The organism is Streptomyces sp. NPDC047982, assembly GCF_043204165.1.
Taxonomy (GTDB): domain Bacteria; phylum Actinomycetota; class Actinomycetes; order Streptomycetales; family Streptomycetaceae; genus Streptomyces.
On the sequence record NZ_JBIDBS010000027.1, the window covers coordinates 20,694 to 37,219 of the forward strand.

Genomic DNA, 16,526 nt, shown 5'->3' on the forward strand with positions numbered 1-16,526 from the left:
GATGTCGGGAGAAAAGGGGGCGTCGAAGAACGGGAAGGGACGGCCGGCAGCGGCGGGGGCCGATGGTGCGTACCGGGTGGCGGTGTGCCGGTCAGGCGTGGAAGGGCAGTCCGGCGTCGGCGGCCAGTTCCAGGTCGTCCCCGTCGGGCGGCGGCAGCAGCGTCGCCGATCCGTCGGTGACCGGTACGACGCCGAGTTCCAGGAGTTCGGCCATGGCGGCGCCGCCGGCCATGTCGCGGACCTGGAGCTGGTAGCGGGCGGTGGTGCGGAACGCGCCGCCGGCGTCGTCCCCCGTGCGCTGGAGGAATCCGGAGTCGGTGAGGAAGGCGACTGCCTTGCCGACGATGCCGGTCGTGGAGCCGGCCAGTCTCCGGGCGTCCTTGGTGGCTCCGGTGGCGCTGCGCCGGGCGTAGATCCGCCAGGCCGCCTCCAGCCCGGGCGCGCCGGTGGCCGGGTCGGTGTTGTCGCCCTGCTCCTCGGCGCGTTCCTCCAGGCGGCGGCATGCCTGGCGGACGAACGCGTCGACGCCGTTGACGGTGATCCGGCCGATGTACGCGTCGTCGGCGAGGTCCTCGGGGCGCGGGAAGGCCATCGCCGCGACGGCGAGGTGGGCGAGCCCGTGCAGGAAGCGGTCGGCGGAGTCGGACGAGGCGCGGCGGGCGTAGTCGCCCATGCGGACGGCGAACACGGAGTCCTCGGCGGCGGTGACGGCCATTCCGGCGCGCGGGGACACCTCCAGCACGACGAGGCCGAGGCCGGTCGCGACGGCGTCGGCGAGGCGGGCGAAGCCGGGCTCCTCCCGGTAGCGGCGGAGCAGGTCGGTGTAGGCGAGGTCGCGGGCGGGCAGCAGCTTGGGCTGGAGGCCGAAGGCGACCAGCCGGGCCGCGTCGGCCGCGTCGGCCGGGGTGAGGGGGGAGGGGGCGGGACCGGCCGGGGCGGCCGGTCCCGTGCTCTCGGCGGTGTACGCGGCGGTCGGCTCGGTCCACGCGTCGGCGTGCTGTGCGTGGTGGTCGCTCACGACGGTCGCTCCTCGTTGCGGTGACTCTGGTGACTGTTCGGTACGGGTCGGACCGGGCCGGGTCCGGCGGCGTCCGACCCGGGCGGTGCGGCCGGGGCCCGTCCGGCCGGCGGGCGGCTCGCCTCCTGAGCGGTCGCTGTCGCGCGCCGCGCGGGCGGCCCGGCCGAGCGGCGCGTCGCCCGCCGGGGTGCTGCGCCGTCCGCGCGCCGGATCCGGGCGGCGTCGGGGCGGGACCCGTGACCGGTGTGCCCGGGGCGGGCCGTCGCCGTCCCCGGCGGTGCGTACGGAGCGCCGGTCATGACGCCTCCGAGCGGTCCGCGGCCATCGCGGCCGCGTCGAGGAGGGCCGTGCCCACTATCAGGTCCGCACCGCCGAACTCCCGGTCCTCCAGCGGCGTGCCGTCGTCGACGGAGAACAACAGGCGTTCCTCGCCCTGCCGGTAGGCGGTGCCGACGGGCGGGCTCGCGGCGTGCACCGCGAGCAGCGCTACCAGGTAGGGCAGTTCGGGGTCGCGACGCCGGGCCTCGGCGAGGAGTCCGGACAGCCGGCGCGGCGCGTCGTGTTCCAGATCGAGGAGTTCCATGGCGCTCGCGAGCTGTTCCTCGCTGAACCTGCTGTCGTCCGGGGTGGCGATCAGGTCGGGTTCCGGCATCTCGGCGCCCAGGTGTTCCCGTTCCTGGGGCGGGGTGAGCAGCATGCCGACGAGGTCGTCCACCCGGACCGCCACGGGCGTGCGCAGCCCGGTGCCGTGGGCGAAGAACGCGTCCGTGACCCTGATGGCCTGCTCGACGGGGAGCGGAAGCAGCGGGGCGACGAGCTGGCCGTACAGATCGAGGCCGGCGCGGGCGGCGGGTGCGGCGAACGCCTGCCGGTCCTGCTCGGCGCGGAACAGGGGCCCGGCCTCCAGGAGGCGGGACTGGAGCTGGGTGTGGCGGCGGATGCAGTCCTTGACTATGTCGACGAGTTCGGCCGCGCGGCGCTTGTGCTCGGGGTCCTCGGCCTCGTCGCGCGCCCGGCGGATGTTGGTGAGGATCGCGTTCTCGTGGCGGTAGCGGTCGGCGACGTGGTCGAGCGCCTCGGCGATCATGTCGGGGACGGCGTTGAGCCAGTCGACCGCCCGGACGTTGCGCCGGGTCGCCTCCAGCGTCTTGCGGAGGGTCTCCGCGTACTGCACGGTGCGGTAGCGGGCCTGTTCGGCGGCGAGCTGGGCGTCGGCGAGACGGCCCCGGCTGATGAGGACCTCCAGCTTCACCTCGGCGGCGATCTGGGCGCTGGTGACGTCCGTGTCGAGGGCGCCGACCAGGACGTTGACCGCTTCGTCCGTGGTGCGGAGGTAGACGGTGCCGCCGTGCCCGGGAACCTCTTCGATGAGTTTGAAGTCGTAGTCGCGGCGGACGTACTGGCCGTCGGCCCCGAACGTGCCGTACACGGCGCGGAATCCGCGGTCGACGCTGCCCACGTTGATCAGGTTCTCCAGCACCCAGCGGGCGACCCGCTCGTGCTCGGCGGCCGGGCGGTCGGGGGCCTGGGCGGCGATGCGGGGAAGGAGCCTGGTCACTATCTGGTCGTGGTCGGCGCCCGTGTCGAAGTCCATGTTGAGGGTGACGAGGTCGATCGCGGCGAGCGCGACCTCGGCCATCGCGTAGACCGTGTACTCGCCGGCCAGATTCGCCTTGCGCGCGTCGAGGTCGTGCAGCGGCGCCGTGCAGGCGAGTGCGCGCAGCCGCCGCGCGAGTCCCTCGTCGGCGGCCGGGCCCGGCGCGGGCCGCGGCCCCGCGCCCGGCCGGGACGCGGCGTTGTCCGTGTTGGCAGGCGAAGTCACGGTGCACAGATTAGGTCCTCGCACTGACAGCGGTCGAAACGACGCCGACGCGCCCCGTCACCTGCGGGGTGGACGCCGGTGGTCTCAGGGCCGGTCCCGGGACGGCCCGCCGCCGCGCGGGTCGCGGCCCTCGGGGCGGGCGCGGCCGCCGGGTCCGTCGGGAGCCGGTCCCGGCGGGCCGTATCCGCCGCCGCCCGGCGTACGGATCACCAGGACGTCCCCCCGTTCCAGCTCCGCCGTGTCGCAGCCGCGCAGCGGGGTGACCGTCCGGCCGTCCGCCCGCTCGACGTGCTGTTCGCCCAGCGCGCCGGGTTCGCCTCCGGCCATGCCGTACGGCGGGACCCTGCGGTGGCCGGACAGCAGGGCCACGGTGACGGGTTCGAGGAAGCGGATGCGCCGTTCCACGCCGTTGCCGCCGCGCCGCCGTCCCCGGCCGCCGCTGCCGTCGCGCACCCGGAAGTCCTCCAGCAGCACGGGGTAGCGCCATTCGAGGATCTCGGGGTCGGTGAGGCGGGAGTTGGTCATGTGGGTCTGGACGGCGTCGGCGCCGTCGAAGTCGTCACCGGCGCCGGAACCGCTGGCCACCGTCTCGTAGTACTGCACGCGTTCGTTGCCGAAGGTGAGGTTGTTCATGGTGCCCGAGCCCTCGGCCTGGACGCCGAGGGCCGCGTACAGGGCCCCGGTGACGGCCTGGGAGGTCTCCACGTTTCCCGCGACGGTGGCCGCCGGGTGCACGGGGGCCAGCATGGACCCCTCCGGGATCCTGACCTCCAGGGGCGCGAGGCAGCCGCTGTTGAGCGGGATGTCGTCGGCGACCAGGGTCCGGAACACGTACAGGACCGCGGCCATGACCACGGATCTCGGGGCGTTGAAGTTCCCCGGCTGCTGCGGCGAGGTGCCGGTGAAGTCGACGACGGCGCTGCGGGCGGTCCGGTCCACGGTGAGGGCGACCTCGATGACCGCCCCGTTGTCGGTCTCGTACCGGCAGTGGCCGTCGCGCAGTCCGGCGACGATCCGGCGGACGGACTCCTCGGCGTTGTCCTTCACGTGCCGCATGTACGCGGCGACGGTCTCGGGTCCGAACCGGTCGACCATGCGCCGCAGTTCGGCGATCCCCTTCTCGTTCGCGGCGATCTGGGCGCGGAGGTCGGCGAGGTTGGTGTCCGGGTCGCGGGAGGGATGGGCGGCGGTGGTGAGCAGTTCGCGCGTCTCCGCCTCGCGGAACCGGCCGTGGCGCACCAGCAGCCAGTTGTCGAACAGCACGCCCTCCTCGTCCACCGTGCGGCTGAAGGCGGGCATCGAGCCGGGGGTGATGCCGCCGATCTCGGCGTGGTGTCCGCGCGAGGCGACCAGGAAGCGCAGCTCGGGGCCGGCGTTCCCGCTCTCGTCGAACACGGGTGTCACCACGGTCACGTCGGGCAGGTGGGTGCCCCCGTGGTACGGGTCGTTGATGGCGTACACGTCGCCGGGCCGCATCGTGCCGGCGTTGCGCCGCAGCACCTCCTTGATGGACTCCCCCATGGAGCCCAGGTGGACGGGGATGTGCGGGGCGTTGGCGATCAGGTCGCCGTCCGCGTCGAAGAGCGCGCAGGAGAAGTCGAGCCGTTCCTTGATGTTGACGGAGTGGGCGGTGTTCTCCAGGCGCACGCCCATCTGTTCGGCGATGGACATGAAGAGGTTGTTGAAGATCTCCAGCATGACGGGGTCGACGCGGGTCCCGACGGCCGTGCGGTCCGGGCGCGGGCGGGCCCGGGTCAGCAGCAGATGGCCGGTCCCCGCGAGGACGGCCTGCCAGCCCGGGTCGACGACGGTGGTGGCGTCCGCCTCGGCGATCACGGCGGGGCCGGTGACGGTGGCGCCGGTGCGCAGGTCCTCGCGCCTGTGGAGCGGGGTGTCCTGCCATCGGCCCTCGGTGAACATCCGCACGATGTCGTGCGGCCGGGGGGTTGCTCCCGGGCGGGCCGAGCGTCCGGCCGGGCGGGGGCGGTGCCGTCCGGACGTTCCGGTCGCCTCGACCGACACCGCCTCGACGACGAGGGGCTTGTCCATGGTGAAGCCGTACCGTGCGCGGTGCCGGGCGGTGAACGCCTCGGTCATGGCGGGTGCGTCGTCCAGGTCGACGGGCAGGCTCGCGTCCGTGCCGGCGTAGCGCAGGAGCACCCGGGCGCGCGTGCCGATCGCGTCGTCGGGGATGCCGTCGGCGCGCAGTTCGGCGCGCGTGCGCCGGGCCAGGGTGTCGCAGAGCGCGTCGGCCTCGGTGCGGGTCCTCTCGTCGAGTTCCGCCTCGACGGACTGTTCGCGCATGGCGGTGGCGTCGGCGAGTCCGATGCCGTACGCCGACAGCACCCCGGCCAGGGGCGGTACGAGGACCGTGTCGACGCCCAGGGCGTCGGCGACGGCGCAGACGTGCTGGCCCCCGGCGCCGCCGAAGCCGGTCAGCGCGTAGCGGGTGATGTCGTGGCCGCGCTCCACGGAGATCTTCTTGACCGCGTTCGCCATGCTCAGCACGGCGATCTCCAGGTACCCGGCGGCGACCTCGGCGGCCGTGGGCCGCGTTCCGGTGGCGTGTGCCACCTCCTGCGCGAGGGTCTCGAAGCGCCGCCGGACCAGGTCCGCGTCGAGCGGGAGGTCGCCGTCGGGTCCGAAGACGGCCGGGAAGTGCGCGGGCTGGATGCGGCCGAGCATCACGTTGGCGTCGGTGACGGTCAGCGGCCCGCCGCGGCGGTAGCAGGCGGGGCCGGGGTCCGCGCCCGCCGAGTCGGGGCCGACGCGATGGCGTCGGCCGTCGAAGTGCAGGACCGAGCCGCCGCCGGCCGCGACGGTGTGGATGTTCATCATGGGGGCGCGCATGCGTACACCGGCGACCTGCGTGCCGAGTTCGCGCTCGAACTCGCCCGCGTAGTGCGACACGTCGGTGGAGGTGCCGCCCATGTCGAAGCCGATGACCCGGTCGTGTCCGGCCTGTTCGGACGTACGGGCCATGCCGACCACGCCGCCGGCGGGTCCGGAGAGCACCGCGTCCTTGCCGCGGAAGTGGGATGCCTCGCGCAGTCCGCCGTTGGACTGCATGAACATCAGCCGGATGCCGGGGAGTTCGGCGGCGATGCCGTCGACGTAGCGGCGCAGGACGGGTGAGAGGTAGGCGTCGACGACGGTGGTGTCGCCGCGCGGCACGAGCTTGATCAGCGGGCTCACCTCGTGGGAGCAGCTGACCTGGGTGAAGCCCGCGGCGCGGGCCTGCGCTGCCACGGCTTTCTCGTGTTCGGGGTGGCGGTAGCCGTGCATCAGGACGACGGCCGCGCTGCGCAGTCCGTCGGCCCGTGCGGCGCGCAGCCGCTCGGCCACCGCGTCCCGGTCCAGTGGTGTGACGACCCGGCCGCGGGCGTCGATCCGCTCGGGGACCTCGATCACCCGGTCGTAGACGGCCTCGGGCAGCAGGATGCGGCGGTCGAAGAGCCGGGGCCTGTTCTGGTAGGCGATGCGCAGGGCGTCCCGGAAGCCCCGTGTGATGACGAGGACGGTCGGCTCGCCGCGCCGTTCCAGCAGGGCGTTGGTGGCGACCGTGGTGCCCATCCTGACCGTGCCGACCCGGTCCACGGGCACCGGGTCGGTGGGGCCGAGGCCGAGGACGGCCCGGATTCCGGCCACGGCGGCGTCGCGGTAGCGGTCCGGGTCGTGGGAGAGCAGTTTGCGGGTGACGAGGCGCCCGTCGGGGTCCCGGGCCACGACGTCGGTGAACGTTCCGCCACGGTCGATCCAGAAGTCCCAGCGTCCGGTCATTCCCCCATACTGGCGCGCGGCGCGGACGAGGGACAGGGCGGCGCGGCCTCGGCCGTCCGGCACGCCGCCCGTACCGCGTGGTGCGCAGGGCCCTCCGGTACGGGCGGTGGCGGCCGTGCGGGTCAGGCCGTGGGCGCGTCGGGGCCGATCCTGCTGCGTACCGCCGTCTGCACCTCGGCCTCCTCGGCCGGGTCGGCGGCGAGCCTGCGCAGCCGCTCGGCGACCCTGATGTCGCCGGTCTCGGCGTGCAGTGCGGCGAGCTCGCGCGTGGTCTCCTCGCAGTCCCACAGGCATTCGACGGCGAATCCGGTGGCGAAGGAGGGGTCGGTGGCGGCCAGGGCCCGGGCCGCCCGGCCGCGCAGGTGCGAGGAGGACGTCTCGCGGTAGACGTGGCGCAGTACGGGCGCCGCGCAGGCGATGCCCAGCCGGCCGACGCCGTCGACGAGGGTCCACAGGCGTGGCGCGTCCGGGCCCTCGCCCCGGACCGCCTCGCGAAGCGCCCCGAGGACCAGCGGGGCGTCCTGCGCCCCGCCCCGGCAGGCGAGGACTCCGGCCGCGGAGGCGCCCAGGGCGTCCGGTCGCCGGGCCCAGCCCCTGGCGCGTTCCACGGCCGCGTCGCCGCACATCCGCTCGAAGGCGGCGATCGCCGCGTCGGCGACGGTGTGCGAGGGGTCGGCGGCGGCGCGTTCGATCAGGTCGAGGGCGGCCGGATCGGCGGCCTCGGCCAGGTGGTGGAGGGCGGCGCAGCGGGCGGCCTCAGGGCCGCTGCCGGCGGCGTCGAGGATCGTGGGGCGGTCCTCGGGTCCGGCGACGGCGGTGAGGCAGCGGGCGGCCGGAATGTGCAGTGAGCTGCCGCGTTCGAGTCCCTGCTGGGCCCAGTCGAGGACGGCGCGGACGCTCCAGCCGGGGCGAGGTCCGCCGGACCGCAGCTGCCGCTGCCAGCGGTCGAAGGAGCCCCGTTCGGAGGCGGCCCTGACCCTGGCGCCGATCGCTTCGCGCGGGTCGTCGGCCCACAGCCGCCAGGGGCGCGGCTCGAAGGCGTCGCGTACGGCGGCGGCGAGCCCGGCGTCGCCGTCCTCGGTGGCCGGGAAGCGGCCGAGCACGGGTTCGGCGAGGGCGCGGAGCCCCGCGTCGTCGTCGCGCAGCGCGAGCTCGTCGAGCGCCCAGGCCCAGTTGGCGCCGGTCGCGGCGTAGCGCCGCAGCAGGGCCAGGGCGTCGTCGCGTCCGTACGAGGCGAGGTGGCCGAGCACGGCGAGGGCCAGGCCGGTGCGCGCGTCGTCGGTGTCGAAGTGGTCCTCGGGATCGCACAGGTGCCGCTCGATCTCCTCGATGCCGCCGTCGAGGTCGAGATACAGGCGTGCGTAGTAGAGGGAGCGGTTCTCCACCTGCCAGTCGTGGCGGGGGTCGTTCAGGACGCAGTGGTTGAGGGCCGCCAGGGCCTCGGGGCGCGATGCGGCGAGCGCGTGGAGTGTGCCGTCGCCGCGGCCTCTCTGCAGCAGGCCGAGCAGGGTGCCGCTCGGCGCTATGGACGGATCAAACATGGGAGGGCCTCACATCAAGCTGTCGACGCAACCGGGACTGTGCAGTTTCACGTGCCTGATGGGGCACTACGCCGCGCAGCAACATGATCGTCCGACCGCCGTCTTCCGCTTGGTGTAGAGCATCTTCCTCTGCCTCTCGTCGTCGGCCCTGAGCGGGCCCGCGACGTCATGATGACCCAGCCATTTCGCCACCGCGACCACATTTACGGCGTACCCCGTCAGCGGGTGCCGAAGAGTTCCAGCAGGTCGGACTTGCCGAACATGCGCGCGGTGTCCACGGCGGAGGGTGTCCCGGCCGCCGGATCGGCCCCCGCCGCGAGCAGCGCCTCGATCACCTCGTTCTCGCCCTTGAAGACGGCTCCGGCGAGCGGCGTCTGGCCGCGGTCGTTGGCCCGGTCCGGGTCGGCGCCGCGCCGGACGAGGGCGGTGACCGCGGCGGCGTGTCCGTGGTAGGCGGCGAGCATCAGCAGCGAATCGCCCCGTTCGTTGGTGAGGTCGGCCGGCACGCCCGCGTCGACGTAGGCGGCGAGGGTGTCGGTCTCACCCCGGCGAGCCAGGTCGAACACCTTCGTCGCCAGCTCGACCACCTCGGGATCGGGGGTTTCGCTCATCGTTCGGACCACCTTCCATGAACCGCTCGCACCGCTGCTGACCTGCTGAGGCGTGCGCCGGGGCGCACGAATGAACCGACAGAGTACTGCCCGGGCGGGCGGATGGCCCGGCCCGTGCGCGGGGACGTGAATCCCGCCCCGCGCATACCCCGGAGCACACGGGCCACACGGCCGCGCCCCCGCACGCACGGCCTCGCCCGGGCTGACGGACGGCGGACGCGTCCCGACAGTCCCGGCCACCACCCGGCACCGGCCATTCGGGTGAAAATACTGACTTTTCACCCGAATGCGACTTTCATCACATAGATACTTCTGGTGAATCTGGAAGGACTCATGGTGACCGTCCCACCGAACCAGGAGAGCTCTCATGATCCTGTCCATGTCAGGCGTCGTCATTCTCGGCATCATCGTCTTCCTCTTCTTCAGGAAGGACGGCCTCAAGGCGTCGCACGCCCTCGTCACCGCCCTGTTCGGCTTCTATCTGGCGGGCACCGCCATCGCACCGAGCATCACCGCGGGGGGCGCGAGCCTCGCCAGCCTCCTCGGCGGGATCAAGTTCTGACCCTCCGCGACCGCTTCCACCCCTTTCAGGTTCAGGAGACCGACGTGGCCCGGCGACCACTCCCCCGCATCCTCAGCAGCGGCAGCGTCTCGCTCACCCGTGGCCGTGAGTTCGCGCGCACGGCCACCGACAACGCCACCGACGTCCTCCAGCCGCTGATCACGATCAGCCGTGGTCTGCGGCTGCTGGCCGGCGCCGCCCGGCGCAAGTGGGCCGCGACGCCCAAGGACAAGCGCGGCCCCGTGCTGTTCACCGTCGCGGCCTGCGTGTTCGGGCTCGCGCTCCTCCCTTACGGATCGGTCGTCGCCCTGGTCTCGGTGATGGGCGCCGCCGCCTGGATGGGGCGGGAGCGGACGCCCGTGCGGACCGGGCCGGACGAGACGGAGACGGCACGGCTGCGGTCCCTGTACGAGGCGCTCGTGCCGTACTTCTCCGTGGCGGACGACCCCGCTCCCCTGTACGCCCACGGCGGCGACTGGCAGAAGGCCCTGCGGGACCACGCGTTCGACGGCGACGGGCGCCCGACCCGGCTGCGGATCTCGTACCCCGCCTATTTCACCGACGGCGACGCCGCCTCCCGCGCGCGGATCGAGGAACTGCTGCACGCCAAGTCCGGCCGCGGACGCGAGTACCGCTTCGTCTGGGACGAGGAGGGCAACCAGCTCGTGATGAGCGTGCTCGACGCACTGCCCACCACGATCGGCGCCCAGCGCTTCGTCACCGCGCCCGGTGAGACGGTGCTGGGGTTCACCGACGGCGACTGCGTCCCGCGCACGGTTCCCGTGACCGACGGGGACACCACCAGGGACGCGCCTCCGGTCGTCTGGCGGACCGGCGCCCGGTCCACCGAACCGCACCTGCTCGTCGTCGGACAGCCCGGCAGCGGCGTCACGACCCTGCTGCGCTCCCTCGCGCTCCAGGCGCTCCAGCACGGCGACGTCCTGGTCGTCGAGGGCAACGGGACGGGCGAGTACGCCTGCCTGGCCGGACGCGACGGCGTGCTGGCCGTGGAATGCGGGCCGGCGGGCGCGCTGACCACCCTGGAGTGGGCGGCCAACGAGACCGAGCGGCGGCTGATCACCGCGAACCGCGCCCGGCAGGCCGGCCACCCCGTGCCCGACGACGTCCGGCGCCCGCTCTGGATCCTGCTGGACCGGCCGGGCGTCCTCGGCCATCTGGCGGCCACCGACGGCAGGCCCGACCCCCGGGAGCTGCTCCAGTTGCCGCTGCGGCACGGCAGGGCGGCCAACGTCACGGTGGTCCTGGCCGACCAGTTCGACGACCTGGACGGCCTCGGGGAGACCGTACGCAACCACACCCGGGCCCGCGTCGTGCTCGGGCGGTGCAGCCGCGACCAGATCGAGGCGGTGCTGGGCACGGAGCCGCACACCACCCCGGCACCGGACGTCCCGCCGGGCCGGGGGTACGCGCGCCTGGGCGCCGGCCCGGTGCTGCGCCTCCAGGTCCCGGCCACGCCCGATCCGTACGACGAGGCGACCGGCGAGACCCAGCGGCGGGCGGTCCTCGGGCTGCTGCCCGCCCTGCGGGCGGCGGACGAAACCTCCGGACCGGCCGTCACCGAACCGGCCGGGCCCGTCGAGACGGCCGTACCGGTCGAGACCGCCATGCCCGTCGGAGCGGCCGTCCAGGATCCTGCGGCAGCTCCCGCACCGACCGCCGCGCTGGCCGGCGACGGCGCGCAGGCACGTGGCTGAGCGGCGCCGCACGGGCCGGCGCAGCGGCGCCGGGTCCGTCCGCCCGGTACGGGTGACACCTCTACCGCTCGCACCCGCGCACCGGGTCCGGCGGGCTCCCGGGCCGCCCCGGCCCTCAGGCCACGAACGTCCGCGGTGTCTCGGTCTCCCCGGCCGCTCCCGCGCCCACCAGGCGCGCCGCCGCCGCGAGCCGCACCGCCGCCTCGTCCGCGACCGGCCCCGACACCGTGAACGGCAGCCGCACATAGCCCTCGAAGGCACCGTCGACCCCGAACCGCGGGCCGGACGGCACGCGCACACCGACCCGCTCCCCCGCCACCGCCAGCCGGGAACCGGAGAGCCCGCCGGTGCGCACCCACAGAGTCAGCCCGCCGCCCGGCACCGAGAACTCCCAGTCGGGCAGCTCCCGGCGGAGCGCGGCGACGAGCGAGTCCCGGTTCTCCCGCGCCTGTTCGCGCCGCAGCCCCACCGCCTGTTCCCAGCCGCCCGTGCCCATCAGCCAGTTGACGGCCAGCTGCTCCAGGACGGGCGTCCCCATGTCGGCGTAGGCGCGGGCGGCCACCAGGCTGCGGATCACGTCCGGCGCGGCACGCACCCAGCCGATCCGCATGCCGGCCCAGAACGCCTTGCTCGCCGATCCGACGGTGAGCACGGTGGAGCCCGCCGGATCGAAGGCGCAGACCCGGCGCGGCATCCGTGCCCCGGGGTCGAAGTACAGCTCGTTCATGGTCTCGTCGACGACCAGGACCGTTCCGGCGGAACGGGCCGCGTCCACCAGGGCGCGCCGCCGGTCCTCGTCGGCCAGCGCGCCGGTGGGGTTGTGGAAGTCGGCGACGACGTAGGCGAGCCGCGGCGCCGCCTCGCGCAGCACCTGCCGCCAGCGGTTCATGTCCCAGCCGCCGAGCCCCTCCTCCATCGCCACCGGCACCAGCCGGGCGCCCGCCTCCCGCATCAGCTGCAGGATGTTGGCGTAGCTCGGGGACTCCACCGCGATCCGTTCCCCGCGCCCCGCGAAGAGATGGCAGATGGCGTCGATCGCGCCCATCGCCCCGGTGGTGACCATGATCTGCTCGGGCATGGTCGCGACGCCGAGAGCGGTGTAGCGGTCGGCGATCATCTGCCGCAGCACGGGCAGGCCCGCCGGGTAGTCGCCGTGGGTGTGGGCGTACGGCGCCAGCTCCTCCAGGGCTCCCTGGACCGCGCGGGTCAGCCACGGCTCGGGCGCGGGCAGCGAGGCGCAGCCCAGGTCGATCATGGAGCCGAGCGACTCCGGGGGCAGCGGTTCCAGACCGCGGGCGGGCAGCGGATTGCCGGCCGGCACGGCGGTCCAGCTGCCGGCCCCGCGACGGGACTCCAGGAACCCCTCGGTGCGCAGCGCCTCGTACGCGGCGGCGACGGTGGTCCGGCTGACGGACAGGGCCAGCGCCAGTTCGCGTTCGGCGGGGAGCCGGGCGGCCACCGGCACCCGGCCCTCCAGGACGAGCAGACGCACCCCGTCGGCCAGCGCGCGATAGGCGGGCGGCTTGCGCGCGCCCGGTCCGGCGGGCCGGGTGCGCTGGGCCTGGAGCTGCCGGGCGAGTTGTGTCGCACCGACCGCCGAAGTCCATTGCGCCATGAAAATCAGTCCACCTTCCTCGGATTGGCCATAGTTGGTGGTCCAACCCCTGCCACAGAGTGACACGCGGCAGTCCACTCCCACCACACCAGGGGGCACTCTTGTCCGCCATCTCCGTCCCTCGCGGGGCGCACCTCGCCCGAAGGCTGGTCCAGCTGTACGCCGGTCTCGCGCTGTACGGGGCGAGTTCGGCGCTCCTGGTCCGCGCCGGTCTCGGTCTCGAACCTTGGGGGGTGCTGCACCAGGGGCTCTCGGAGCGCACCGGGCTCTCCATAGGGATCGTGTCGATCGTCGTCGGCGCCGTCGTACTGCTGCTGTGGATACCGATCCGGCAGCGCCCCGGTCTCGGCACCGTCTCCAACGTCTTCGTCGTCGGCGTCGCCATGGACGGCACGCTCGAGCTCGTGCCCGCCCTGCACGGCGTCGCGGCCCGCGTCGCGCTGATGGTCGCGGGGGTGGTGCTCAACGGGGTCGCGACCGGCCTGTACATCGCGGCGCGCTTCGGCCCGGGTCCGCGCGACGGGCTCATGACCGGTCTGCACCGGCGCACCGGCCGCTCGGTCCGGCTCGTGCGCACCCTGATCGAGGTCGCGGTGGTGGTGACCGGGTTCGCGCTGGGCGGCTCCCTCGGCGTCGGGACGGTCGTCTACGCCCTCGCCATCGGCCCGCTCGCCCAGTTCTTCCTGCGCTTCTTCGCCGTCGGCGGGGAACGGGCCGGGAAGAACGCTCCGGGGAACGGGCCCACGGCCGGGGCCGACGGGCCGCCGGGCGGGGACAGGCGGGCGGGCGAGGACAGGCCGACGGGCGGGGAGGCGCCGGTCGCCGGCCGCGGCCCGTCCGTCGCGTCCGGGCCTCCCGGTCGCGGCACCTGCGTCACCGGCCGGACACCGGGAGGGGCCATACTGCCGCGGTGACCTCCGTACGCCATCCCTACCTGGACCACCCGACGACGATCCCCTTCGCCCACCGGGGCGGCGCCGCCGACGGGATCGAGAACACGACGGCCGCGTTCCGCCGGGCCGCTGACGCCGGGTATCGCTACTTCGAGACCGATGTGCACACCACGGCGGACGGCCGGCTGGTGGCCTTCCACGACACGACCCTGGACCGGGTCACGGACAGCCGGGGCCGGATAGCCGAGCTGCCGTGGAGCGAGGTGCGGCGGGCCAGGGTGGCCGGCCGCGAGCCGCTGCCGTTGTTCGAGGAACTTCTGGAGACCTTCCCGCAGGCGCGCTGGAACGTCGACATCAAGGCGGGGTCCGCGCTGGTCCCACTGATCGAGCTGATCCGCCGGACGAACGCCTGGGACCGGGTGTGCGTGGGTTCGTTCTCCGAGGCGCGGGTGGCCCGGGCCCACCGCCTCGCGGGACCCCGACTGGCCACGTCCTACGGCGTGCGCGGAGTACTGGGCCTGCGGCTGCGCTCCCTCGGCATCCCGGCGGCGTTGCGCTCGGGCGCGGTGTGCGCGCAGGTGCCCGAGAGCCAGAACGGGGTCAGGGTCGTCGACCGGCGCTTCGTGCGCGAGGCACACGCCCGCGGGCTCCAGGTGCATGTGTGGACGGTGAACGAGCCCGAGCGGATGGCCGCGCTCCTCGATCTCGGCGTGGATGGCATCATGACCGATCACATCGAGACGCTGCGCACGGTGCTGAGCGAACGCGGGGCCTGGGCCTGACGCCGGACATGCGCGCGGCTCACGGGGAGACGAGGGGGAACGGGTTGAGCGCCGAAGCCACGGACACCACCGGGCCGGTGGAACGCGCATCGGGGCGCGACGGGGACGCCGCGGACCGCGTACGTGAACAACGCGGCTGGTATTTCTACGACTTCGCCTGTTCCGTCTATTCGACGAGCGTCCTGACGGTGTTCCTCGGCCCCTATCTGACGTCGGTCGCGAAGGCGGCGGCCGACGCCGACGGTTTCGTGCACCCGCTCGGCATACCGGTGCGCGCCGGGTCGCTCTTCGCCTACGCGGTCTCGGTGTCCGTCGTGGTCGCGGTGATCGCGATGCCGATCGCGGGCGCCGCGGCGGACCGCACGGGCCGCAAGAAGCCGCTGCTCGCGGGCGCCGCCTACGTGGGGGCCGTCGCCACGACCGGCATGTTCTTCCTGGACGGTCAGCGCTATCTGCTGGGCGCGTTCCTGCTCATCGTGGCGAACGCGTCGTTCTCGGTGTCGATGGTGGTCTACAACGCCTATCTGCCGCAGATCTCCGAACCGGACGAACGGGACGCGGTCTCCTCGCGGGGCTGGGCGTTCGGCTACACCTCGGGGGCGCTCGTCCTCGTCCTCGACCTGGTGCTGTACACGGGCCACGAGTCCTTCGGCCTGTCCGAGGCGGACGCGATACGCATCTGCCTCGCGTCGGCCGGTGTCTGGTGGGGCGTCTTCACCCTGGTCCCCCTGCGGCGGCTGCGCGACCGCCGGACGAAGCCGGGCGGCGCGGGCCCGGGCGGCGGCGGGGGCACGGCCGGCCCGGGGTGGCGGCAACTGGCCGCGACCCTGCGCGACATGCGCAGGCATCCCCTGACGCTCTCCTTCCTGCTGGCGTACCTGGTCTACAACGACGGCGTGCAGACGGTGATCTCCCAGGCATCGGTGTACGGCTCCGAGGAACTGGGCCTGGACCAGACGACGCTGATCACGGCCGTGCTGCTCGTCCAGGTGCTCGCGGTGGCGGGGGCACTGGGAATGGGCCGGCTGGCGCGGCGCTTCGGCGCGAAGCGCACGATCCTCGGCTCGCTCGCCGTCTGGACCCTGATCCTTCTCGCCGGCTACGTCCTGCCCGCGAAGTCGCCTCTCTTCTTCTACGTGCTGGCCTCGGCGATCGGCATGGTGCTCGGCGGCAGCCAGGCGCTGTCGCGCTCCTTGTTCTCGCATCTGGTGCCGGACGGCAAGGAGGCCGAGTATTTCTCCGCGTACGAGATGAGCGACCGCGGCCTGAGCTGGCTGGGACCGCTGGTCTTCGGTCTCGCATATCAAATGACCGGAAGCTATCGGGATGCGATCATCTCGTTGGTGATCTTTTTCGTGATCGGTTCCGTACTGCTCGCAAGAGTGCCGATCCGCCGGGCCGTGGCAGCAGCGGGGAACCCTGTTCCGGAACGGATTTAGACGTTGAAGTGAAAGGCCGGTAGTGTACGCCTTTGGCCTGCCCGGAGGACCGTTACTGCGAGTGGAAGAAGCAAAACCGTTGGGTGACAACTTCCGCCAGATGTGACAAACCGGGCATTGGCGGGTACCTCAACCCTGAAGAAGCAGCGGCACGACGGGCGACGCATGACCGGCAACGGGAATCTTTACCGCCGACCGGACGTTGACCGGATGACGACGACAGCGACACCTGTCCTGTGGGCGACAAGCCCGGGAGGCACGATTCATGAGTGAGCGAGCTCTCCGCGGCACGCGACTCGTGGTTACCAGCTACGAGACGGACCGCGGCATCGATCTGGCCCCGCGCCAGGCGGTGGAGTACGCATGCCAGAACGGACATCGATTCGAGATGCCGTTCTCGGTAGAGGCCGAAATTCCGCCGGAGTGGGAGTGCAAGGCGTGCGGCGCCATGGCACTCCTGGTGGACGGGGATGGCCCCGAAGAGAAGAAGGGCAAGCCCGCGCGCACGCACTGGGACATGCTCATGGAGCGGCGCACACGCGAGGAGCTGGAAGAGGTGCTGGCCGAGCGGCTGGCGGTTCTGCGCTCCGGAGCCATGAACATCGCCGTGCACCCGCGGGACAGCCGGAAGTCCGCCTGACCGCAGGGCATCGCAGTACGACAGAACCGCGGGGGGGGGGGGGGGGGGGGGGGGGGGGGGGGGGGGCGGGGGCCGCCGGCGGGGGGGGGGGGGGCGGGGGGGCCGGAC

12 protein-coding genes are annotated in these 16,526 nt (G+C 73.5%); 6 read left to right on the top strand and 6 right to left on the bottom strand.

Annotation, left to right across the window (positions count from 1 at the left end):
- Positions 1–91 precede the first annotated feature (91 nt).
- From ACGF2V_RS27410 to ACGF2V_RS27430, 5 genes are all read right to left on the bottom strand, one after another.
- Positions 92–1,018 (bottom strand): hypothetical protein, encoded by a 927-nt coding sequence (locus ACGF2V_RS27410; protein WP_362625516.1) that lies wholly within the window; start codon positions 1,016–1,018, stop codon positions 92–94.
- A 295-nt stretch (positions 1,019–1,313) separates the two neighbouring features.
- Positions 1,314–2,840, bottom strand: a complete 1,527-nt coding sequence (locus ACGF2V_RS27415) for a hypothetical protein (protein WP_362625514.1) — start codon at positions 2,838–2,840, stop codon at positions 1,314–1,316.
- 84 nt (positions 2,841–2,924) lie between these two features.
- Positions 2,925–6,620 (bottom strand): hydantoinase B/oxoprolinase family protein, encoded by a 3,696-nt coding sequence (locus ACGF2V_RS27420; RefSeq protein ID WP_362710662.1) that lies wholly within the window; start codon positions 6,618–6,620, stop codon positions 2,925–2,927.
- A gap of 122 nt (positions 6,621–6,742) precedes the next feature.
- Positions 6,743–8,161, bottom strand: a complete 1,419-nt coding sequence (locus tag ACGF2V_RS27425) for a HEAT repeat domain-containing protein (protein WP_362625510.1) — start codon at positions 8,159–8,161, stop codon at positions 6,743–6,745.
- A gap of 218 nt (positions 8,162–8,379) precedes the next feature.
- Positions 8,380–8,772, bottom strand: a complete 393-nt coding sequence (locus ACGF2V_RS27430) for an ankyrin repeat domain-containing protein (RefSeq protein ID WP_362625509.1) — start codon at positions 8,770–8,772, stop codon at positions 8,380–8,382.
- Between the two features lie 367 nt (positions 8,773–9,139).
- Between ACGF2V_RS27430 and ACGF2V_RS27435 the strand changes: the two genes are divergently transcribed.
- Positions 9,140–9,334 carry a hypothetical protein gene (locus ACGF2V_RS27435; protein WP_335937643.1) on the top strand — a complete coding sequence of 65 codons (195 nt, stop codon included), beginning with the start codon at positions 9,140–9,142 and terminating at the stop codon, positions 9,332–9,334.
- Between the two features lie 44 nt (positions 9,335–9,378).
- On the top strand, positions 9,379–11,049 hold the full coding sequence (locus ACGF2V_RS27440; protein WP_392913427.1) for a hypothetical protein: 1,671 nt from the start codon (positions 9,379–9,381) through the stop codon (positions 11,047–11,049).
- Between the two features lie 115 nt (positions 11,050–11,164).
- On the opposite strand, the gene ACGF2V_RS27445 is transcribed toward ACGF2V_RS27440, so the two are convergent.
- Positions 11,165–12,664, bottom strand: coding sequence for a PLP-dependent aminotransferase family protein (locus ACGF2V_RS27445; protein WP_362625507.1), 1,500 nt, complete (start codon positions 12,662–12,664; stop codon positions 11,165–11,167).
- Between the two features lie 101 nt (positions 12,665–12,765).
- Between ACGF2V_RS27445 and ACGF2V_RS27450 the strand changes: the two genes are divergently transcribed.
- The 4 genes from ACGF2V_RS27450 (at position 12,766) to ACGF2V_RS27465 (ending at position 16,418) form a co-directional block, all read left to right on the top strand.
- Entirely contained in the window at positions 12,766–13,578 is an 813-nt protein-coding gene (locus tag ACGF2V_RS27450) for a hypothetical protein (protein WP_362710659.1), read from the top strand.
- Positions 13,575–14,339: a glycerophosphodiester phosphodiesterase gene (locus tag ACGF2V_RS27455; RefSeq protein ID WP_362625503.1), complete on the top strand. Its 765-nt coding sequence runs from the start codon at positions 13,575–13,577 to the stop codon at positions 14,337–14,339. Before ACGF2V_RS27450 ends, ACGF2V_RS27455 begins: the two co-directional genes overlap by 4 nt.
- 8 nt (positions 14,340–14,347) lie before the next feature.
- A complete protein-coding gene (locus ACGF2V_RS27460) occupies positions 14,348–15,778 on the top strand; it encodes an MFS transporter (protein WP_392913432.1) in 1,431 nt (476 codons plus the stop codon).
- Between the two features lie 265 nt (positions 15,779–16,043).
- Positions 16,044–16,418, top strand: coding sequence for an RNA polymerase-binding protein RbpA (locus ACGF2V_RS27465; protein ID WP_007262928.1), 375 nt, complete (start codon positions 16,044–16,046; stop codon positions 16,416–16,418).
- Positions 16,419–16,526 lie beyond the last annotated feature (108 nt).